The organism is Aminobacter sp. P9b (assembly GCF_045345995.1).
Taxonomy (GTDB): domain Bacteria; phylum Pseudomonadota; class Alphaproteobacteria; order Rhizobiales; family Rhizobiaceae; genus Aminobacter; species Aminobacter niigataensis.
This window is the reverse complement of record NZ_CP150082.1, coordinates 2,575,671-2,595,827: the sequence shown is the minus strand read 5'-3', so window position 1 is coordinate 2,595,827 and position 20,157 is coordinate 2,575,671. Positions and strand designations below refer to the sequence as shown.

Below are 20,157 nucleotides of genomic sequence, written 5' to 3'. Positions count from 1 at the left end.
TCCCTCAATGGCTTTCGCGCGGCACGTCGTGGCCGCGGCAGCCGACCAGGAAGTCGAGGTCCGCACCGCGGTCGGCCTGCATGACGCGCTCGACATAGAGGCTCTGATAGCCACCCTGCATGTCAGGCACCGGCGGGGTCCAGCGCTCACGGCGGCGGGCAAGTTCTTCGTCCGACACTTCGAGATGCAAGCGGCGGTTCTCGACGTCGAGCTCGATCATGTCGCCGTCCTCGATCAGCGCGAGCGGGCCACCGACAGCCGCTTCGGGCGCGACATGCAGCACGACGGTGCCAAAGGCGGTGCCCGACATGCGCGCGTCCGAAATGCGCACCATATCGCGCACGCCCTTTTCCAGTAGCTTCTGCGGCAGCGCCATGTTGCCGACCTCGGCCATGCCCGGATAACCCTTGGGGCCGCAATTCTTGAGCACCATCACGCAGGTCTCGTCGATGTCGAGCGCCGGGTCGTCGACCCGTGCCTTGTAGTGCTCGATGCTCTCGAAGACGACGGCGCGGCCGCGGTGGCGCATCAATTCGGGCGACGCGGCGGAAGGCTTCAGGATCGCGCCATTGGGGGCAAGGTTGCCGCGCAGGACGGCGATGCCGCCCTGCGAAGTCAGCGCCTTGTCGCGCGGCAGGATGACCTCGTCGTTGAAATTCTCGGCGCCGGCGATGTTTTCGCCCACCGTCCTGCCGGTCACAGTCAGGGCGTCAAGATCGAGCAGGTCGGCGATTTCCTTCATCACAGCCGGCAGGCCACCGGCGTAGCAGAATTCTTCCATCAGGAACTTGCCGGACGGCATCAGGTTGAGGATGGTCGGGATGTCGCGGCCGTAGCGATCCCAGTCGTCCAGCGAAAGCTCGGCACCGATGCGCCCGGCAATCGCCAGCAGGTGGACGACGGCATTGGTCGAGCCACCGATGGCGCCGTTGATGCGGATCGCATTGGCGAAGGCCTTGAGCGTGAGGATCTTGGACAGGCGCAGGTCTTCCTTGACCATCTCGACGATGCGCCGCCCCGAAAGGCGGGCGAGCCGAGCGCGGTGCGCATCGACCGCCGGATAGGCGGCGTTGCCCGGCAGGGCCAGGCCGAGCGATTCCACCATCGACGCCATGGTCGAGGCGGTGCCCATGGTCATGCAGTGGCCGGGCGAGCGCGACATGGCGCTCTCGGCGGCGGCGAATTCCTGTTCGGTCATGACGCCGGCGCGCACGTCCTCGGAGAATTTCCAGACGTCGGTGCCAGAGCCGATGGCCTTGCCGCGGAAGCGGCCGTTGAGCATCGGCCCGCCGGAGACGACGATCGCCGGCACGTCGCAAGAAGCCGCGCCCATCACCAGCGACGGCGTGGTCTTGTCGCAGCCGGCCATCAGCACCACGCCGTCCATCGGGTTGCCGCGAATGGCTTCCTCGACATCCATCGAGGCGAGATTGCGGAACAGCATCGCGGTCGGGCGCAGGTTCGATTCGCCACAGGAGAAGACAGGGAACTCGAGCGGCAGGCCGCCGGCTTCGAGGATACCGGCCTTGACGTGCTCGACGAGCCCACGGAAGTGGGCGTTGCAAGGCGTGAGTTCGGAGAAGGTGTTGCAGATGCCGATCACCGGGCGGCCGTCGAAGGCATCGTCCGGCAGGCCGTTGTTCTTCATCCAGCTGCGGTGGATGAAGGCATCCTTGCCGAAGCCTCCGAACCAGGCCTGAGAACGCAATTTCCGTGTCACGTCTTGTCTATCCCGTTGTTGATCGGTGCCGTGCGGCACCGATGGCTTGAACGCGCCTGCGGCCATTCTTGGCCCGCTCGCGCAGACGCCGGAACTGCGGGATGACGGCGATGGATGTCCCCGGCAAGCGTGCCGGCACTCCTCCTCGCGCTGCCCTCCCTTGAGCCGACGCATGCGACGCTCGATCCCACAAGCAGTCAAGCAATCAGTCTTGTTTTCTCTTATAATCGGAGTTATTGGGGCGTCAAGAGCATCCAGTTTGCCTGGGAGGGCGCGTGACCGAGTTCGTTTCGTGGAATGCCGGAGATGCGGCGATCGCAGGCATTGCGGTCCGCGGCATCGAACTGTCGGCGCCCGCCGTTTCCGCCGGCCAGAATGAATGCTCAACGGCTCGGGCGCGGCACACGGTCGCGCGCCGCAAGGCGCAATCGCCCAGGCCTATGAGTTGATCCAATCGGGGATGGCGCAATCCCGCCACCACCCCGGTCATCGCCCGAAATCAAAACCCAAGAGAGGAGTTAACATGCGTCTCAAAGCGCTCGCATTCACGCTGGCTGCAGCCGTCAGCCTCATCGGCCTCGCCGGCCAGGCATCGGCCGCCCGCCTCGGGCATGGCATGCCGGCAGAGCACCCGCAGGCCGTCGCCATGAAGAAGTTCGCCGAAGACGTCGCTAAGGCGACCGAAAACCGCGTCGAGATCCAGGTCTTCGACGGCGGCATCCTCGGCGGCGACGACAAGATGCTGCAGGCTGCACAGAGCGGCACGCTCGAACTCTACATCGGCGGCGTCGCGCCGCTTTCCGGCAAGATCAAGGAAGTCCAGATCTTCGACTTCCCGTTCATGTTTGCCAATCGCGAAGAAGCCGGCGCCGTGCTGAACGGCCCGATCGGCCGCAAGATGCTGGACCGCATGTCGGAAATCGGCCTGACCGGTCTCGCCTGGAGCGAATTCGGCTTCCGCAACCTGACCAACGGCGAAAAGCCGATCAAGTCGGTCGACGACATTTCGGGCCTGAAGCTGCGCGTCATGCAGAACCCGGTGGCTCTCGACACCTGGAAGGCACTCGGCGCCAACGCCGTGACGATGTCCTTCTCGGAAGTCTTCTCGGCGCTCGAGACCAAGGCGCTGGACGGCCAGGAAAACCCGCTGGCCCACATCTACGCCAACCGCATCTACGAAGTGCAGAAGTACATCACGATGACCAACCACGTTTATTCGCCGGTGGCCATCGTCGCTTCCAAGACCTGGTTCGAAGGCCTGTCGGAAGCTGACCGCAAGTCGGTCATGACGGCTGCTGCCGACGCTTCGGCCTACCAGGCCAAGCTGATCGCCGAAAACGACGGCAAGATCACCGACCAGCTCAAGGCAACCGGTGTCGAGATCGATGCGATGCCGGAAGCCGAACTCGCCAAGATGCGCGAAATCGTCAAGCCGGTGGTCGACAAATACACCGCCTCGGTCGGCGCCGACTTCGTGACGGAGTTCACGGCCGCCGTCGAAACCGCGCGCAAGGGCGCAGCCAACTGACGCACAAGCCAAGTGATGCCGCAGGCGGGAATGCCTGCGGCATCACTGCATGTGTCCCTGATCCATTCGGGAGGTCCGAACAATGCCGCGTCTGGTAGACAGATTTTTTCACCTGCTTGAAGCCGTCATGGTGGTCTGCATGGCCGGCATGTTCGTGATGGTGCTCGGCAACGTCATCTTGCGCGCCGGGTTCAACACCGGCATCGACATCTCCGAAGAGCTCCCCCGCTTCCTCTTCATCTGGCTGACCTTCATCGGCGCCGTGGTGGCGATGCGGGAGAACCGGCACCTCGGCGTCGACACCGTCGTTCTGGCGCTGCCTATCAGGTGGAGGCGGCTATGCTGGATGATCTCCCAGATCCTGATCTTCGTCTGCAGCGTCTACATCTTCGTCGGCACCTTCATGCAGCACGAGATCAACGCCAGCACCATTTCCACCGTCATGCAGTTGCCCATGAGCTGGGTCTACGACGTAACGCTCGTGACCGGCGCCCTGATGGCTGCGCTCTGCATCCACAATCTGGTTCGTTTCGCGCGCGGCCAAGTCCGCGACGACGAACTCATTCAGGTCGAGGAAGAAGGCATGCATGACGTCGATTCCAGCGTTGAGGCGGCGCGCAAGTCATGACCATCCTTATCTTCGTCGTTTCCCTGCTCGCCGCGATGGCGATCGGCATGCCGGTCGCGTTGGCCCTCATCGTCTCGGGCCTGGCCCTGATGTTCCACATGGGCATGACCGACCCCCAGATCATCGTGCAGAACATGTGGGACGGCGCCAACAGCTTCCCGCTTCTCGCCGTGCCGTTCTTCATGCTGGCGGGCGAATTCATGAACGCCGGCGGCATCACCCGGCGCATCATCCACATGGCAATGGCCTGGGTGGGACACCTGCGCGGTGGCCTGGGCTTCGTGGCGATCGGCGCTGCCGTCGTCATGGCATCGCTCTCCGGTTCGGCCGTTGCCGATACCGCAGCTCTGGCTGCGGTGCTGCTGCCGATGATGCGGCAGGCCGGCTACGATCCCTACCGCTCCGGCGGCCTGATCGCTGCCGGCGGCATCATCGCCCCGGTCATCCCGCCGTCGATCGGCATGATCCTCTACGGCGTTGCGGCCCAGGTTTCGATCTCCAAGCTGTTCCTCGCCGGCATCGTGCCTGGCATCCTGATGGGTACGTCGCTGCTGCTGACGTGGATGTACGTCGCGCGCAAGGACAAGATCGAGGTGGCTCCCAAGCCGCCACTAAGGGAGCGGCTTAGCCTCACGCTCGAGAGCTTCTGGGGCCTGATGTTGCCGGTCATCATCATCGGCGGCCTCAAGTTCGGCTTCTTCACGCCGACCGAAGCTGCAGTCGTGGCGGCCGTGTACGCCCTGATCATCGGCCTGTTCGTCAATCGCGAACTGAAGTTCGGCCAGCTCTACGGCCTCATGCTCAACGCCGCGAAAACCACCTCGGTGGTGATGTTCCTCGTGGCTGCGGCTTCGGTCTCGGCCTGGCTGATCGCGGCGGCCAACATGCCAGCCCAGATGGTCGCGCTGCTGGAGCCGATCATGGACAACCAGATGCTGCTCATCCTGGTGCTGATGGTGCTGGTGCTGATCGTCGGCAGCGCGCTCGACTTCGCGCCCACCATCCTGATCCTGACTCCGGTTCTGGTGCCGGTTCTGAAGCAGGCCGGCATCGACCCTGTCTATTTCGGCGTGCTGTTCATCATGAACAACGCGATCGGGCTGATCACCCCGCCCGTCGGCACCGTGCTCAACGTCGTGTGCGGCGTCGGCAACATGCGGATGGGCAAGCTGATGAAGGGCATCTGGCCGTTCCTGCTGGCCGAGACCGTGGTTCTGTTCCTGCTCGTGCTGTTCCCTGAACTTGTGATGGCGCCGATGCGCTGGATGAGCCAGTGACGCCGGCCACGCTTCTTCCGAAAAAATGCCGAGGGTTCCCAGCATGAGCAATGCACAAGACACAGCCATCTCATCGCCCGCGCAGCAGGAGGATGCCTTCTGCGTGGCGGTCGACTGGGGCACCAGCAGCTTCCGCACCTGGCTTCTGGCCCGGGACGGCAGCGTGCTGGCTGAAAGCCGCGGGCCCGAAGGCATGACGCACTGCGTGACGTCGGGATTCGAGCCGGTCCTGCAGGCGCACCTTGGCAAGTTGGCGGCCCCCGCGTCCCCGCCGATCCTGATCTGCGGCATGGCCGGGGCGCGCCAAGGCTGGGTCGAGGCGCCCTATGTCGACGCGCCGACGCGCCTCACCGACTTTGCAGCCAGGGCCGTCAGCGTAGCGAATGGTTTTGCTGACATCCGCATCCTGCCTGGCGTCGCCCAGCGCGACCCGCTGGCACCGGAGGTGATGCGCGGCGAAGAGACCCAGCTTCTCGGGCTCGGCGACGGTGTCGCGCGCCAGCTCGTCTGCATGCCGGGTACCCATAGCAAATGGGTGGTGCTCGAGGATGGCTGGCTGAGACGATTTGCGACCCTGATGACGGGCGAACTCTTCGGCCTGCTCAACAAGCACTCCACCCTTGCCTTCGCGATCGAGGCTGACGTTAAGTTCGGCGCCGACGCGCCGGCTTTCCTCAACGCACTCGACAAGGGTGTCGCAGATCCCTGCCTGGCATTGAGCCGGCTTTTCGGCGTCCGCGCCGCGCAACTGCTGGGCTTCGAGGCCAAGAGCGATGGCGCAGCACACCTCTCCGGCCTGCTGATCGGAGCCGAGGTGCTGGCCGCCAGGCAGAACTTTCCCGACCACACCGACGTCACCCTGGTGGCCTCGGGGTCCGTGGCCGATCTCTATCGGGTGGCGCTCCAGCGCGTCGGTTTGAACGTCAAGCACGTCGACGCCGACCACGCCGTTCGCCAGGGCCTCTATCTGGCCGCGCATTCAATCTGGGCATAAGGAAACAAAGACATGGCCTCAATCATCGCCTGGCCGCAACTGCAACGCTCGCTCGTCGCCATCCTGCGCGGCATCAAGCCGGAGGAAGCCGAATCGATCGTCGGCACGCTGGTCGAGGAAGGGTTCGAACTGATCGAGATCCCGCTCAACTCGCCAGATCCCTACACCTCGATCCGCAGGGCAGCCAACGCGTTCGGCAGCAAGTGCGTGATCGGCGCCGGCACCGTACTTTCCGCCGAACAGGTCGATCGGCTGGCTGATGCGGGCGGCCGCCTGGTGGTCAGCCCGAACATCGAACCGTCGGTGATTGCGCGTGCGTCGGAGCACAAGATGCTGACCATGCCCGGCGTCTTCACGCCGACCGAGGCGCTGCTTGCGGTCAAGTGCGGCTCGTCGGCGCTCAAGTTCTTCCCCGGCAGCGTGCTCGGCACAAGCGGGATCGCGGCGATCAAGACCATCCTGCCGGCCGACACCATCGTCGGTGTCGTCGGCGGCGTCTCCGAAGCGTCCTTCGCAGACTTCTGGAAGATCGGCGTGTCGACCTTCGGCATGGGGTCGAACCTCTATGCCCCGGGTGACGACGCAACGACTGTGCGTAACAAGGCCCGCCGGCTGATCGCGGCCTACGACAAGGCAGCAGCCAGCAACTAAAGGCCATGCACTGACGGGCGGCCGGGCATCCCGGCCCGCCTTGCTGCAACTCTCCGGCACGTGACCGTATGGCGGATGTAATCCGCAGAAATCGCGTGCCGTGCTCCCGCAAAATCCGCCGATCAAATCCGCGAATACCACGCTTGCGACATTTGGGCACCTGTCGCAGAGTTTGCCGTCCGCAAGCCTGATGCTATCGTTCTACTTGGGTGGGAGTAGTGAACGATTGCCGGAACTTTCCGAGAAATTCATCGACCAGATCTACGAGGCTTCCTTCGTACCGGAGAAGTGGCCGACATTGCTCGACGGCCTCGCGCATGCCGTCGAGGGCATGGGCGGCTATCTGTTCACCATCAGCCAAGGCGCGTCGGCCTTTACCGCCTCGGAAGCGGTCGCAGCGCATGTCGAAGCGTTCATGCGCGAAGGCTGGATGGTCGTCAACGCGCGCGCCGCACGAGCCTCGGCCCTCGCCTACCCCGGTTTCATCACCGACCTCGATGCCTTTACCGAGGAGGAACTGGAGAGCGAGCCCATCTACCGCGACTTCCTGCGTCCGAGAGGCATGGGCTGGGCCGCAGGTACCCACATCCCGCTTCCAACGGGGGATGTGCTGTCCTTCAACCTGGAGCGGCGGACGGTTCGAGGTCCCTTCGAGCGGCATTATGTCGATTCGCTCGACCGGATGCGGCCGCACCTCGCACGCGCCGCCATGGTCAGCGCCCGCATGGGTCTCGAAAAAGCACATGCCGGCGCCGACGCGCTTGAGGCCCTGGGCCTGCCGGCGGCGGTACTGGGCGCGCACGGACAACTGCTGGCCTGCAACGGACTGATGCACGAGCTGATACCGGCCACCATCCAGGACGGCACCGACCGCGCCCGGATCACGGACAAGAAGGCCGACGCGCTGCTTGAGACGGCGCTGACAGCATTGTCCGCCGGCACCCGGCGCGGCATCGTTCAGTCGTTTCCGATCACCGGCCGCGACGGCAAGCCTTCCAGCGTCGCCCATCTCCTGCCGGTGCGCGGTTCGGCGCACGATCTGTTCAGCCGCATCCACAGCATCCTCGTCATCATGCCCTTGCCCGGCCCCGGCGCGCCGCCGGCCAATGTGCTGCAAGCACTGTTCGACCTGACGCCGAGCGAGGCGCGAATCGCGTCGGCGCTCGCCGATGGCCGGTCGATCGATGCCATCAGCAACGATTTCGGCATCGCGAGGGAGACCGTGCGTTCGCATCTGCGCTCGATCTTCGCCAAATCCGGCGTTTCCAAGCAATCGGCCCTGGTCCGCCTGCTGCTCGGGGTGACGCTGCCTTGCGGCTCCGTGAAGGACGGCTAGACCATAGGCTTACTCGACAGCTGGTCGCTGACCTGCGCATCTAGTTCGGGGAGGAACAAAAGTGCCGTATCTCGACATCTATCTCGCGCAGCTCATCGACCCGTTCCGCATCGGCCTGCTGATCGCACTGGTGCTGACCGCCGCAAACACCGCGCAAACGCTCAACCGCTGGATTCCGATCGCCTTGGGCATCGTCTTCGTTGCCGTGCTGATCCCTTTCAGCATCGGTGCGAACAGCGCTGTAGATACTCCGACATCAATACTCGTCGGCCTCGCCTCAAATGCGACGATCCTCGCCGTTCTGCTCGGCGCAAAGGCGCTCTACTCGCGATTGGCCTGACGGTCAGACTCCCAGTTCGCCCTGCCCGGCATCGAACGCACCGACCGTCTCGGCGGCAAGCGTGCGCGTGATGCGGGTCTTCTGCTCCAGCGCTGCACGGTCAAGGCGGTCGACCACGCGAATGGCCGTCGACAGCGACCGCTCGATGCGCCGCACCAGGAACTGGACGACATGCGGGTCGACCTCGACCTGGCGGTCGGCGAACAGCTTGGTGATGACGCCTGCCAGCAGCAGGTCGTCCGGCTCCTCGATCTCAACCGTCGCCGCCGCTTTCAGGCGCGAGGCGAGGTCGGGAAGGGTGACACCCCAGGCGGCAGGAAAGCTGCGCGCCGTCAGCAAAAGGTGGGAGCCAGCGCCGCGCACGGTATTGATGAGGTGGAACAGGCCGTCCTGGTCGAGCCTGCCCTGGTCGGCGTCGTCGATCAGAACCGGCGTTGCGCCGATGTCGCCGACATGGGTGGAGATGTCGGAAGCGGACAGTTCGAAAGCCCCGGCATGCTCGCGCCAGATCGCGGCAAGATGCGTCTTGCCCGATCCCGCAGGACCGGCCAGCAGGACCACGGGCGCCGGCCATGCCGGCCATCGGTCGATCAGCGACGCGGCCTGGGCATTGGCCGCTGAGACGACGAGGTCGTCGCGTGAGAAGCCCGGCGAATGGCCAAGGTCGAGCGGCAACTGGCGCGGTTTCTGGGGCTCGCGCGACACGTTCATTTATCCGGGCTGGTCCCGCTCGCCTTGCGGGCCTCGACCGGCGGCTGCACCGCATGGCCGTGATAGAGCGGCGACTCGAGATAACGCGATATGGCAAAGCGGACCAGAACGGCGACGGCCGCCGCGGCGGGCACCGCAACCAGCAAGCCGACAAAGCCGAACAGCGCGCCGAACGCAAACAGCGCGAACATCAGCCAGACCGGATGCAGGCCGACGCTCTTGCCGACCAGCCGCGGCTGCAGGATGTTACCTTCGATGAACTGGCCGACGAAGAAGACCGCAGCCACGGCAACCACCATTGTCCAGTCCGGCCAGAACTGCACGAAAGCGACGCCGACCGACAGTACCAGCCCGACCATCGAGCCGACATAAGGAATGAAGCTGATGAGCCCGGCGAACAGGCCAATGAGAACGCCGAAATTCAGCCCGGTCAGCGTCAGGCCGATGGCGTACATCACGCCGAGCACCAAGCAGAGCGTGCCCTGCCCGCGGACGAAGCCCGCGGTCGCCGCGTTGATGTCGGTGGCGAGTCGGCGCACCGTCTCGACGTGGTCGCGCGGCACCCAGCTGTCGACGACGGCAACCATGCGGTCCCAGTCGAGCAGCATGTAGAAGGCCACGACGGGCGTGATGACGAACAGGCTGGCGATGGAAAACAGCGCCACGCCCGAGCTCCAGATCGACTGGAAAACAGTCGAAAGGAAGCCGAAACCGGTGCTCAGCAGCGAGTTGAGGCCTTCGCGCAGGCCGGCCGCATCGACGCCAAAGCGCTGTTCCAGCCATTGCGGGTCGAAATTGGTGACCAGTTGCTGAAGCTTCTCGACGTATCCCGGCACCTTGGCGGCGAAATCCGCCATCTGCGAGGCCAGCACCGGGATCAGCACCACCAGCGCCAGCGTCAGCAAGACGATGAAACAGATGAGGATCACCACCGTCGCCATGATCCGCGACAGGCCAAGCCGCTGCAGCCGGTCGGCGACCGGATCGAGGAAATAGGCAAGCGCCATGCCGGCCACGAAGGGCAGCAGGATGTTGCTGAACAAATAGAGGAAACCGACGAACAGGACGGCGGTGATCAGCCAGAAACGGATCTGCTTGCGGAACGCTGCAGCGGCGGCTTCTTCGGCCGCCTCGTTATCGGTTGGGAGTTTCGCCTTCGCCATAACCGCTCATGTGCCTCAGCCAGGCCACGAGATAGGCTGCCGCGGAAGCCACGGTCAAGAGGCCGGACAGTATTATCAACGCCGGCCGAACCGGGCCAAGCTCGAGTGTAAAGGCAAGTTCGGCAAGGACAATCGCTGCCAGGACGATCTGTATCGCGGTGTTGACCTTGGACACCATGAGCGGGCGCACTTTCACCGGGTGCCCCATGATGGTCGACAACAGCACCGCGCCGACAATCAGCGCGTCGCGGGAAACGGCCAGCATAACCAGCCACAGAGGCAGGTGACCCATGATGCCGAGGACCACGAAGACGCTGACCAGCAGCAGCTTGTCGGCCATAGGATCGAGATAGGCGCCGAGTTCGGAACGCTGGTTGAAATGGCGAGCGATGAAGCCGTCGACGCCGTCGGAAACACCTGCAATGACAAATCCGGCAAAGGCCCAGTCCCAGCGCGCCGAGAGCATGGCATAGATCACGCAAGGCACCAGGATGAGCCTCATGATGGTGATCATGTTGGGAATCGTCACGACCGGCATCCACCCTTTGTCTTTTCCCGATACATGGGCGACAGTTCACCTGACCGCAAGGGACAGGCCCTGTCCACGGCTTTGACCGGCGCATCCGGTCGCACCGGGCCAGTGTCGCTTGCGGGAACGGGCCGTTCATGCGAATAGCGCGCAAAAGGCGTAGGACATCAGGATTTTGACGATGAGCGAAGGCAGCAAGGGTCTCACCTACGCGCAGGCGGGCGTCGACATCGACGCCGGGAACCTGATGGTCGAGAAGATCAAACCGCTGGTGCGCTCGACGCGCCGGCCGGGTGCGGATGGCGAGATCGGCGGCTTCGGTGGCCTGTTCGACCTCAAAGCGGCGGGTTTCAGCGATCCGATCCTGGTCGCGGCCAATGACGGCGTCGGCACCAAGCTCAAGATCGCAATCGATGCCGGCAAGCACGACACCATCGGCGTCGACCTCGTCGCCATGTGCGTCAACGACATCGTCGTCCAGGGTGCCGAGCCGCTGCTGTTTCTCGACTACTTCGCCACCGGCAAGCTCGACCCCAACCAGGGCGCCGACATCGTCTCGGGTATCGCCGAGGGCTGCCGCCAGGCCGGCTGTGCGCTGATCGGCGGCGAGACCGCCGAAATGCCGGGCATGTATCACGGCAACGATTACGACCTCGCCGGCTTCGCCGTTGGTGCCGCCGAGCGCGGCCAGCTGTTGCCGACCGACGATGTCGTCGAGGGCGACGTGCTGCTCGGCCTCGCCTCTTCGGGCGTGCACTCCAATGGCTATTCGCTGGTTCGCCGCATCGTCGAGAAATCCGGCGTCAAATGGGCCGACCGCGCGCCCTTCGCCGACGGACCGACGCTGGCAGAGGCCCTGCTCGAGCCGACCCGCATCTACGTCAAGTCGTTGCTCAAGGCGATCCGCGAGACCCACGGCATCAAGGCGCTGGCCCACATCACCGGCGGCGGCTTCCCCGAAAACATTCCCAGGGTCCTGCCCAAGGAGTTCTCCGCCGAGCTCGACCTTTCTGCGATCGAAGTGCCGCGCGTCTTCTCCTGGCTGGCAGAAACCGGTGGCGTCGCGCCCGAAGAGATGATGCGCACCTTCAATTGCGGCGTCGGCATGATCGCGGTCGTGGCCGCCGGCCAGGCCGCACAGGTCGCGGCAGTGCTGCAGGAGGCAGGCGAAACGGTCACGCCGATCGGCCGCATCGTGCCGCGCCGCGACACGGGCGTGATCTACCGCGGGTCGCTCGCCCTATGAATGCGCCGCGCAAACGCACTGTCATCCTGATCTCCGGCCGCGGCTCCAACATGGCCGCGCTGATCGACGCGGCGGCCGACCCGGCCTTCCCGACCGAGATCGTCGGCGTCATCTCCGACCAGCCCAACGCGCTCGGCCTGGGCATCGCCGCCAGCCGCGGCGTCGCGACCAAGGTCATCGCCCGCGCCGACCATGCCAGCAAGGATGCACATGACGTGGCCATCGATGCCGCGTTGGCCACTTTCGGCGCCGAGATCGTCGCCCTTGCGGGCTACATGCGGCTTTTGACCACCGATTTCGTCGAGAAGTGGCAGGGCCGGATGATCAACATCCATCCAGCACTGCTGCCGTCGTTCAAGGGTCTCGACACGCATAGCCGTGCGCTCGATGCCGGTATCCGCGTCCATGGTTGCACGGTTCATTTCGTCACGCCCGCAATGGACGACGGTCCGATCATCGCCCAGGCGGCCGTGCCCGTGCTGATCGACGACGACGAGCCAACGCTTTCGGCCCGCGTGCTCAAGGCCGAGCACAGGCTGTATCCGCTTGCGCTCAAGCTGTTCGCCGAGGGCAAGGTAAGGATGGACGGCAATCGCACTGCCTTTTCGGGCTTCGCCGAGACCACCAGCAACGACACCGTCGCTGCTCCCAGCCCGGCGCGCGAAGAGGTCGACCTCGAACAGCTGGCGCGCATCACGCCCTGAACGGAAAGAACGGCATGGCGAAGATCAGGCAACTTCTGCTTCTGCGCCACGCCAAGTCGAGCTGGGACGATACCGCGCTCGCGGATTTCGACCGTCCGCTCGCACCGCGCGGGCGCAAGGCCGCACCCAGGATGGCCGAGGAAATCCTCAAGCGCGGCTGGTTGCCCGACCTCGCGCTGGTCTCGCCCTCCGTGCGCACGCGCGATACATGGCAGTTGGCCTCGGCCCGCTGGCCGGTTCCTCAGCCTCCGGTTGCCTTCCCCGACGACCTCTACCTAGCCACTGCGCGGGAGTTGCTGGCCGAGGTGCAATCGGCATCCGATGCGGTCATGACGCTGCTTGTGGTTGCCCACAATCCGGGTCTCGAGGACTTCGCGCTTCAACTCGCCGGTTCGGGTTCGGACGACAACGCATTGAAGCTCCTTGCCGACAAGTTTTCGACTGGCGCGCTGGCCAGGCTGCAATTCGAAGGCGCATGGAATGAACTGCACTTCGGCAGCGCCCGTCTCACCCATTGCCTGCGTCCCAAGGATCTGAACTAACGCAACCGTCAGTGGATGCGCTCCAGCGGCGCACAGTTTTCGCGCTCCATCTGCAGCGTGGTGTGATGCAGGTCGAACTTCTCCTGCAGCCGGGCTTCGATCGCCCGCCGCACCATCTCGGCGTCGGCGTCGACGTCCAGCACCGCATGCGCCGTCAGCGACGCCTTGCTCTGGGTGATCGCCCACAGGTGCAGGTCGTGGACCGAAGCGACGCCCGGAACAGTGGCAATGGCCTGCTCGACCTCGGCCAGGTTCATGCCGGGCGGCACGCCTTCGAGCAGGATGTTGACGCATGCCTTGAGCAGCACCCAGGTGCGCGGGAACACCATGAAGCCGATGCCGACGGCGATCAGCGAATCCACCCACTGCCAGCCGGTGAACCAGATGACGAGCGCGCCGGCGATCACGCCGAGCGAACCCAGCATGTCGGCCCAGACTTCGAGATAGGCACCCTTGACGTTGAGGCTCTTGTCCTTGTGACCGGTCAGCAGGCGCATGGACGTGAAATTGACGGCAAGTCCGATGACCGCGACGACGAGCATGCCGAGCGAGGCTATCTCCGTCGACTGGTACAGCCGCTCATAGGCTTCGTAGAGGATGTAGAAGGCGATGCCGAGCAGGACCAGTGCGTTGAATGCCGCCGCCAGGATCTCGAATCGGGCATAACCGTAGGTGCGCAGGAGGTCGGCGGCGCGCCGGCCGACCTTGATCGCGATCAGCGCGATGGCGAGTGCCATGGCGTCGGTCGCCATGTGCATCGCATCGGAGATCAGCGCCAGGCTGCCGGTGACGACGCCACCGATGACCTCGGCGATCATAAAGCTGGCGGTCAGGCCGAATGCCAGCCAGAGCCGGGACTCCGGCGTGTTCTGCATGTCGCCGTGATCGTGATCGCCGCTCATGACAAGTCTCCGACCGTATTGAGGATCAGCCGGCCGGCCGGACCCAAACCTTGTTGTCGTGAACCGCAGCACCACCATAGGGCGCCGGCGCGTCGGCACCGGTCAGCACATTGATGCCCTCGCCGCGTTCATGATCCGAATTCGGCCAGATGCCCTCGGCGATGACGACGCCGCGCCTGATCTTGTCGAACAGCCTGGCGTGCAGCACGACTTCGCCGCGTGTGTTGCCGATCTCGACCCGATCGCCATTGGCTAGGCCGAGCGCCGCTGCGTCTTCCGAATGGATCAGCAACTCCGGCCGTCCCTCCTTCTCGCGCGACACCGGCGTCTCGGCGAAGGTCGAGTTGAGGAAATTGCGCGCCGGCGACGTCGCCAGCCGGAACGGGTGCTCGGCGTCCGCCACCTCGATCAGGTCGACATGATCGGGGAATTCCGGCAACTGCGCGACTGGGCCGAAGATGCCCATGCTCTTCGGCGGCTTGTTGGGAGCGGTCCCACCGTTCCAATGCGGCTTGAAGCGGAACTTGCCGTCGGGATGGCCGAACCCCTTGAGGAAATGCGCATCCTCGAATTCCGGCTGCAGGTCGACCCATTTTTGTTCCTTGAACGTGTCGAAATCGCCGAGTCCCTTCTTCGCCAGCATCACGTCGATGTGTTCGCGCTCGCTCATGCCGAAGCCCGGCAGGTGCGCCACGCCCAGGCGCTTGCCAAGCTCCTCGACGACATAGTGGTTGGTGCGCGGGCCTTCCGGCGGATCGATCAGCTTCGGCCCGAGCGTGATGTGCTGGTTGCCACCGCCCTTGTAGATGTCGTCATGCTCGAGGAACATCGTCGCCGGCAGCACGACGTCGGCGACCTTCGCCGTGTCGGTCATGAACTGCTCGTGCACGCAGGAAAACAGATCGTCGCGCAGGAAACCCTGGCGCACCAGCCGCTGCTCGGGCGCGACGTTCATCGGATTTGTGTTCTGGATCAGCAGCGCCGTCACCGGCGGGCCGCCGTAAAGCGCGTCCTCGGCGTTGGTCAGAACCGGGCCGATGCGCGAATGGTCGAGGTAGCGGATGTCGGGATCGCGAAACTTCGTGCCCTCCAACAGTTCGCCATTGAGCTTGAAGATGCCCGAATTGGAATGAAAGGCGCCGCCGCCTTCATACTGCCAGGCACCCGTCACCGCCGGGATCGACAATGCGGCGTGCATGTTGACCGAGCCGTTGCGCTGGCGCGAGAAGCCATAACCGAGGCGAAAGAAGGTCTTCCTGGTCGTGCCGACTAGGCGGGCGAAGGCCTCGATCTCGTCGACCGACAGGCCGGTGATTTCAGCCGCCCATTCCGGCGTCCTGTCGCGCAGATGCGCTTCCAGGCCCTTCGGATCGTCGGTGTACGTCTCGAGATAGGCGCGGTCGGCGAAACCTTCCCGGAAAAGCACATGCATGACGGCGCAGGCCAGCGCTGCGTCGGTGCCGGGCTTCAGCACCAGGCCCATGTCGGCCTGCTTGAGCGTTGCCGTCTCGTAGATGTCGATGACGACGATCTTGGCGCCGCGTTCCTTGCGGGCCTTGATCGCGTGGGTCATCACGTTGACCTGGGTGACGACCGCGTTGGTGCCCCAGATCACGACGCAATCGGACTTGGCCATCTCGCGCGGGTCGGAACCGCGCAGCGCACCGGTGCCCATCACATAGCCGGTCCAGGCCAGGTTGGTGCAGATCGAGCCGAAGAAGCCGGAATATTTCTTGGCGTGCCGGAGCCGCTCGATGCCGTCGCGCTGCACCAGCCCCATCGTGCCGGCATAAAAATAGGGCCAGACCGTCTCCGAGCCGTATTTTTCCTCCGCCGCGATGAATTTTTCCGCCACGAGGTCGAGCGCGGCCTCCCAGCTCGCTTCCTTCCAGTTGCCGTCGCCCTTGGCGCCGGCGCGGATCAGCGGCTTCAGCAAGCGGTCGGGATGGTGGACGCGGTCAGCATAGCGCGCAACCTTGGCGCAGACGACGCCAGCCGTATAGTTGTTGTCCTTGGCGCCGTGGACGCGACCGATGCGCTTGTCGTCGAGCAATTCGACATCGAGCGCACAGGTCGACGGGCAGTCATGCGGGCAGGCCGAATGGCCGATCCTGATCTTGGTGTGCTGGTTCATGGCGCCCTTTTACCCTGATGTCGGCGCCGAGTGTAGGGCCAGCATGGAGCACTGACTTGCCCTCCCCCTCCCCGTTGCGAGTATGGTCGGGGAGCGAGGATTGCGAAGCAACCAAGAGAGCCGAAGGTAGGGGGTGATAGTGGACGCAGCACACCCACCCCGGACCTTTTGGTCCGACCCTCCCCACAAAGGGGAGGGCAAACAGCCCTACTCGGCGATGCCTTCCTCATATTCGGCCGACATGGTCAGCCATTTTTCCTCATGGCCATTGAGCTGGGCGCCTAGCTGCGAGCGCTCCTTGGCAAGTTGCGTCGCCGTCGTCGGATCTTTCTCATAGAGCTTCGGGTCGGCCAGTTGATCCTCGATGCTGTCGATGCGCTTGCGGATGCGGTCCATCAGCGCCTCGGTGGCGCGGATTTCCTTGGCCAGCGGCTCCATCGCTGCCCGGCGCGCGGCAGCCTCGCGGCGCTTGTCCGCCTTGGATGCCTTGTCGGCCTCGCGCTTTTCGCGCCGGTCGCCCGACACGCCCGTCACCAGCGTCTTGTAGTCCTCGAGATCGCCGTCATACGGGTTGACCGAGCCATCCTTGACCAGCCACAGCCGGTCGGCCGTCGCCTCGAGCAGGTGGCGATCGTGGCTGATCAGGATCACCGCGCCCGGAAAGTCGTTGAGCGCCATGATCAACGCCTCACGACTGTCGATATCCAGGTGGTTGGTCGGCTCGTCGAGGATGAACAGGTTCGGCCCGTCAAAGGCGGACAGCCCCATCAACAGCCGTGCCTTTTCGCCGCCGGAGAGGTCCTTGGCGGCGGTGTTCATCTTCTCGGTGGGAAGGCCGAACTGGGCGACGCGGGCGCGCACCTTCGATTCCGGTGCCTCCGGCATCAGCCGGCGCACGTGTTCGTAGGCGTTTTCCTCAGGCCTCAGATCGTCGAGCTGGTGCTGGGCAAAGATCGCGACCTTGAGGCCTGGCGCAATCGTCACCGAACCGGTCTCGGCCTTCAACCGGCCGGCCAGGAGTTTGGCGAAAGTCGACTTGCCGTTGCCGTTGGCGCCGAGAAGCGCGATGCGATCGTCGGCGTCGATACGCAAAGTCATCTTCTTGAGGATCGGCTTGTCGGCCTGATAGCCGACATTGACGCGATCAAGTGCTACGATCGGCGAGGCGACCGTCTTCACCGGTTCGGGGAAGCTGAACGGACGCACATTGTCCTCCATCAGCGCCGCGATCGGTTTCATCTTCTCCAGCGCCTTGATGCGCGACTGTGCCTGCCGCGCCTTGGAAGCCTTGGCACGGAAGCGGTCGACGAAGGACTGCAGATGCTTGCGCGCCGCCTCCTGCTTGACGCGGCCCTTCTCCTGCAGCTCACGCTGCTCGGCGAACTGACGCTCGAACTGATCATAGCCGCCGCGCCAGAAGGTCATTTTCTTCTGGTCGAGATGGACGATCGAATTGACTGCGCGGTTGAGCAGGTCGCGGTCGTGGCTGATCAGAAGCACGGTGTGCGGATATTTGGAAACGTAGTTCTCCAGCCACAGCGTGCCTTCGAGATCGAGATAGTTGGTCGGCTCGTCGAGCAGCAGAAGATCGGGTTCCGAAAACAGAACTGCCGCGAGCGCCACGCGCATGCGCCAGCCGCCGGAGAACGACGACGCCGGGCGGCGTTGCGCCTCATCGTCGAAGCCGAGACCGGCGAGAATGGTCGCTGCGCGCGACTCGGCCGAATGCGCCTCGATGTCCGCCAGGCGAATGTGGATCTCGGCGATGCGATGCGGGTCGGTGGCCGTCTGCTCCTCGGCGAGAAGTGCCGCGCGCTCGACATCGGCCTTGAGCACGATGTCAATCAGCGGCTCCTCGGTGCCGGGCGCTTCCTGCGCCACCTGGCCGATGCGCGTGTTCTTGGGCAGGCTGATGCTGCCGCTTTCGGAACTGAAATCGCCTGTGATCGCCTTGAAAAGCGTCGTCTTGCCGGTGCCGTTGCGGCCGACGAGGCCGGCCTTGGTGCCGGCAGGCAGGGTCAGCGACGCATGGTCGAGAAGAAGGCGTCCGGCGATACGGAGGGAAAGATCATTGATAATAAGCATGGCGGCGGTTTTGGCGGAGAGTTGCAGCAATGGCAAGGGTGCGCGGCCCACGTTAGACGCAACGCATGGTCGAAAACGCGATAGCTGCGTTGCTTCAGGCGAAAGCCGGTCTTGCAGCACGGAGGAGCGCGTCGCCTGCGAGCGCAAACAAGACGGCACTGCCTGCAGACAGGATGGCGAAGAGCATGAACATGCGCACCTTCGGAAAACGAAACGGCCCGCAGATCGCGGGCCGTCCGAAAAATCTGGTTGGGCGCCTCAGCGGCTGGCGGTGCGCAGCAACTTGCACAGTTCGCGCAGGTCGCTTTCGAAGGCCATCGGGTTCGACAGCACCATCTTGCAGCGCTTGACGTAGGCCGCGATCTGCCCTGCCGACATGCCGTTGACCACACCGGGGTTCACACCAGGAACGCCCGGGCCTCCAGGTCCGCCGGGGCCACTAGGGCCGGCGATGCCGGGACCGCCGACATTGACACCGAGATCGAGCAGCGTATTGCCGCCCAGTCCGACATTGGTGCTGACCTTGGCCAGGCTGCCGCTGCCACCGACATTGGCGCCGAGATTGGCATTGAGCCCGCTCGAGCCGCCAACCGTGGCATTGGCCTTTGCATCGACCAGGCCTTTGTTGCCGCCCACGTTCGCGCCGACATTGGCATTGATGCCCCTCGAGCCGCCGACCGAGGCGCTGACATCCGCGCCGGCAAGCCCCTTGCTGCCGCCGCTGCCCAGGCCAACGTCTGCGTTGACGCCGCCCGATCCGCCCACCGTCGCGCCGATGCCCTTGGAGTCGACCGAGACGCCTAGGCCGCCACTACGGCTGCCGATCTCGAGTGCGGTCGCAGGCAGGCTCAACGCGGCAAGGACGACGCCCCCTGCCAGAGCTTTCACCAGAGTCCTTGAACAACAATAGGCCATGTCCTTCTCCCTGTAGTTGCCAAACGTAGCAACCAGTCACCTGAAACCGGTTGCACTTCGACTAACGCTACAACCCAGGAATAAGTTTCAGCGATTTCTGATTTTCCGTAGATTTTCTCTACGTCGTCGGCCATCTCTACTTGCGAGAGTAAATACTCCAATGATTTTTATATTTCATATTTAAAATATAAAATTTAGCTCTATTTCAAGCAAACGCCCTGCCATCTTCCGTTCTCTGGAATTGAATGAGGTCGAGGCCGACCGACTCCCGACCGAGAACTGTCAGGATCATATGGGCCTGTCCGCGATGGTGGGTCTGGTGATTGAAGAGGTGAACCAGCGCTGGCGCCAGCCGCTGCGAAATGGTGCGCATGTCGGTGACGGTCATGTAGGTGAAGCGGCCGGCAAATGCCGCATCGCTGAGCGAGCCGATCCATTCCACGATGCGTTGGTCCTCGGCCTTGCGTGCCACTCGCAGCCTGTCGAAGTCGGCCTGGACGATCGTATCCAGCGCCGCGGGCGCATCGCCTTCGCCGGTGAAGCGCTTCATCCAGATGCGGTCAGCGACCAGGAGGTGGTTCAGCGTGCCTCTCATCGACTTGAAGAAAGCGCCGGTGTCGCGGGCGAATTGTTCTTCGTCGAGGGCGGACGCGGCCTCGTAAATCCGCTCGTTGGCCCATTGATTGTAGGCGGCCAACATCATGAAATACTGCTTCATCTGATATCCTTCGGCGCTTCGCATTCAATCCCTC

At 64.1% G+C, this 20,157-nt stretch carries 20 protein-coding genes; 11 read left to right on the top strand and 9 right to left on the bottom strand.

Translation table 11 applies throughout. From position 1 onward, the window contains the following. Positions 1-4: 4 nt before the first annotated feature. A complete protein-coding gene (gene araD, locus WHT83_RS12805; protein WP_406871370.1) occupies positions 5-1,786 on the bottom strand; it encodes an L-arabinonate dehydratase in 1,782 nt (593 codons plus the stop codon). A 209-nt stretch (positions 1,787-1,995) separates the two neighbouring features. Here araD and WHT83_RS12800 point away from each other — a divergent pair, with 209 nt between their 5' ends. From WHT83_RS12800 to WHT83_RS12765, 8 genes are all read left to right on the top strand, one after another. Continuing rightward, positions 1,996-2,169 carry a hypothetical protein gene (locus WHT83_RS12800; protein ID WP_406871369.1) on the top strand — a complete coding sequence of 58 codons (174 nt, stop codon included), beginning with the start codon at positions 1,996-1,998 and terminating at the stop codon, positions 2,167-2,169. 74 nt (positions 2,170-2,243) lie between these two features. Then, on the top strand, positions 2,244-3,248 hold the full coding sequence (locus WHT83_RS12795; RefSeq protein WP_406871368.1) for a TRAP transporter substrate-binding protein: 1,005 nt from the start codon (positions 2,244-2,246) through the stop codon (positions 3,246-3,248). An 82-nt stretch (positions 3,249-3,330) separates the two neighbouring features. Next, on the top strand, positions 3,331-3,876 hold the full coding sequence (locus tag WHT83_RS12790) for a TRAP transporter small permease (RefSeq protein ID WP_406871367.1): 546 nt from the start codon (positions 3,331-3,333) through the stop codon (positions 3,874-3,876). Further along, positions 3,873-5,153 carry a TRAP transporter large permease gene (locus WHT83_RS12785; protein ID WP_108608663.1) on the top strand — a complete coding sequence of 427 codons (1,281 nt, stop codon included), beginning with the start codon at positions 3,873-3,875 and terminating at the stop codon, positions 5,151-5,153. The genes WHT83_RS12790 and WHT83_RS12785 overlap by 4 nt, the downstream gene beginning before the upstream one ends. Positions 5,154-5,196: 43 nt before the next feature. Then, positions 5,197-6,147 (top strand): 2-dehydro-3-deoxygalactonokinase, encoded by a 951-nt coding sequence (locus WHT83_RS12780; protein WP_406871366.1) that lies wholly within the window; start codon positions 5,197-5,199, stop codon positions 6,145-6,147. A gap of 12 nt (positions 6,148-6,159) precedes the next feature. Further along, positions 6,160-6,798 carry a 2-dehydro-3-deoxy-6-phosphogalactonate aldolase gene (locus WHT83_RS12775; protein ID WP_406871365.1) on the top strand — a complete coding sequence of 213 codons (639 nt, stop codon included), beginning with the start codon at positions 6,160-6,162 and terminating at the stop codon, positions 6,796-6,798. A gap of 226 nt (positions 6,799-7,024) precedes the next feature. Next, positions 7,025-8,134, top strand: a complete 1,110-nt coding sequence (locus WHT83_RS12770) for a helix-turn-helix transcriptional regulator (RefSeq protein WP_406871364.1) — start codon at positions 7,025-7,027, stop codon at positions 8,132-8,134. A gap of 61 nt (positions 8,135-8,195) precedes the next feature. Further along, positions 8,196-8,474: a hypothetical protein gene (locus WHT83_RS12765; RefSeq protein WP_108608667.1), complete on the top strand. Its 279-nt coding sequence runs from the start codon at positions 8,196-8,198 to the stop codon at positions 8,472-8,474. 3 nt (positions 8,475-8,477) lie between these two features. Here WHT83_RS12765 and hdaA read toward each other — a convergent pair whose 3' ends face one another. From hdaA to WHT83_RS12750, 3 genes are read right to left on the bottom strand one after another with little or no spacing between them, the layout of a single operon-like run. Beyond that, positions 8,478-9,179 (bottom strand): DnaA regulatory inactivator HdaA, encoded by a 702-nt coding sequence (hdaA, locus tag WHT83_RS12760; RefSeq protein ID WP_406871363.1) that lies wholly within the window; start codon positions 9,177-9,179, stop codon positions 8,478-8,480. A gap of 2 nt (positions 9,180-9,181) precedes the next feature. Next, the gene (locus WHT83_RS12755; protein WP_108608669.1) at positions 9,182-10,348 is read right to left on the bottom strand and encodes an AI-2E family transporter; all 1,167 of its coding nucleotides are present in this window, start codon (positions 10,346-10,348) and stop codon (positions 9,182-9,184) included. Next, positions 10,320-10,877: a CDP-alcohol phosphatidyltransferase family protein gene (locus WHT83_RS12750; RefSeq protein WP_318762098.1), complete on the bottom strand. Its 558-nt coding sequence runs from the start codon at positions 10,875-10,877 to the stop codon at positions 10,320-10,322. Before WHT83_RS12750 ends, WHT83_RS12755 begins: the two co-directional genes overlap by 29 nt. Positions 10,878-11,058: 181 nt before the next feature. Between WHT83_RS12750 and purM the strand changes: the two genes are divergently transcribed. The 3 genes from purM to WHT83_RS12735 are packed head-to-tail and all read left to right on the top strand — an operon-like array spanning position 11,059 to position 13,369. Next, the gene (purM, locus tag WHT83_RS12745; RefSeq protein WP_108608670.1) at positions 11,059-12,123 is read left to right on the top strand and encodes a phosphoribosylformylglycinamidine cyclo-ligase; all 1,065 of its coding nucleotides are present in this window, start codon (positions 11,059-11,061) and stop codon (positions 12,121-12,123) included. Then, positions 12,120-12,827, top strand: a complete 708-nt coding sequence (gene purN / locus WHT83_RS12740) for a phosphoribosylglycinamide formyltransferase (protein ID WP_406871362.1) — start codon at positions 12,120-12,122, stop codon at positions 12,825-12,827. The genes purM and purN overlap by 4 nt, the downstream gene beginning before the upstream one ends. 14 nt (positions 12,828-12,841) lie before the next feature. Beyond that, the gene (locus WHT83_RS12735) at positions 12,842-13,369 is read left to right on the top strand and encodes a SixA phosphatase family protein (RefSeq protein WP_406871361.1); all 528 of its coding nucleotides are present in this window, start codon (positions 12,842-12,844) and stop codon (positions 13,367-13,369) included. Between the two features lie 8 nt (positions 13,370-13,377). On the opposite strand, the gene WHT83_RS12730 is transcribed toward WHT83_RS12735, so the two are convergent. The 5 genes from WHT83_RS12730 to WHT83_RS12710 form a co-directional block, all read right to left on the bottom strand. Continuing rightward, positions 13,378-14,271 (bottom strand): cation diffusion facilitator family transporter, encoded by an 894-nt coding sequence (locus WHT83_RS12730; RefSeq protein ID WP_406871360.1) that lies wholly within the window; start codon positions 14,269-14,271, stop codon positions 13,378-13,380. Positions 14,272-14,296: 25 nt separating this feature from the next. Continuing rightward, positions 14,297-16,405, bottom strand: coding sequence for a molybdopterin-dependent oxidoreductase (locus WHT83_RS12725; protein WP_406871359.1), 2,109 nt, complete (start codon positions 16,403-16,405; stop codon positions 14,297-14,299). A 207-nt stretch (positions 16,406-16,612) separates the two neighbouring features. Further along, positions 16,613-18,490 carry an ABC-F family ATP-binding cassette domain-containing protein gene (locus WHT83_RS12720; protein ID WP_108608675.1) on the bottom strand — a complete coding sequence of 626 codons (1,878 nt, stop codon included), beginning with the start codon at positions 18,488-18,490 and terminating at the stop codon, positions 16,613-16,615. A gap of 258 nt (positions 18,491-18,748) precedes the next feature. Next, positions 18,749-19,378 carry a hypothetical protein gene (locus WHT83_RS12715; RefSeq protein WP_406871358.1) on the bottom strand — a complete coding sequence of 210 codons (630 nt, stop codon included), beginning with the start codon at positions 19,376-19,378 and terminating at the stop codon, positions 18,749-18,751. A 232-nt stretch (positions 19,379-19,610) separates the two neighbouring features. Continuing rightward, a complete protein-coding gene (locus tag WHT83_RS12710) occupies positions 19,611-20,123 on the bottom strand; it encodes a DinB family protein (RefSeq protein WP_406871357.1) in 513 nt (170 codons plus the stop codon). Positions 20,124-20,157: the final 34 nt, after the last annotated feature.

Bases quoted from the DNA above. Each gene is read 5' to 3' on its own strand.
- araD (WP_406871370.1), bottom strand. From the start codon at position 1,786: ATGGCCGCAGGCGCGTTCAAGCCATCGGTGCCGCACGGCACCGATCAA.
- WHT83_RS12795 (WP_406871368.1), top strand. From the start codon at position 2,244: ATGCGTCTCAAAGCGCTCGCATTCACGCTGGCTGCAGCCGTCAGCCTC.
- WHT83_RS12790 (WP_406871367.1), top strand. From the start codon at position 3,331: ATGCCGCGTCTGGTAGACAGATTTTTTCACCTGCTTGAAGCCGTCATG.
- WHT83_RS12785 (WP_108608663.1), top strand. From the start codon at position 3,873: ATGACCATCCTTATCTTCGTCGTTTCCCTGCTCGCCGCGATGGCGATC.
- WHT83_RS12780 (WP_406871366.1), top strand. From the start codon at position 5,197: ATGAGCAATGCACAAGACACAGCCATCTCATCGCCCGCGCAGCAGGAG.
- WHT83_RS12775 (WP_406871365.1), top strand. From the start codon at position 6,160: ATGGCCTCAATCATCGCCTGGCCGCAACTGCAACGCTCGCTCGTCGCC.
- WHT83_RS12755 (WP_108608669.1), bottom strand. From the start codon at position 10,348: ATGGCGAAGGCGAAACTCCCAACCGATAACGAGGCGGCCGAAGAAGCC.
- purM (WP_108608670.1), top strand. From the start codon at position 11,059: ATGAGCGAAGGCAGCAAGGGTCTCACCTACGCGCAGGCGGGCGTCGAC.
- purN (WP_406871362.1), top strand. From the start codon at position 12,120: ATGAATGCGCCGCGCAAACGCACTGTCATCCTGATCTCCGGCCGCGGC.
- WHT83_RS12735 (WP_406871361.1), top strand. From the start codon at position 12,842: ATGGCGAAGATCAGGCAACTTCTGCTTCTGCGCCACGCCAAGTCGAGC.
- WHT83_RS12730 (WP_406871360.1), bottom strand. From the start codon at position 14,271: ATGAGCGGCGATCACGATCACGGCGACATGCAGAACACGCCGGAGTCC.
- WHT83_RS12725 (WP_406871359.1), bottom strand. From the start codon at position 16,405: ATGAACCAGCACACCAAGATCAGGATCGGCCATTCGGCCTGCCCGCAT.
- WHT83_RS12720 (WP_108608675.1), bottom strand. From the start codon at position 18,490: ATGCTTATTATCAATGATCTTTCCCTCCGTATCGCCGGACGCCTTCTT.
- WHT83_RS12710 (WP_406871357.1), bottom strand. From the start codon at position 20,123: ATGAAGCAGTATTTCATGATGTTGGCCGCCTACAATCAATGGGCCAAC.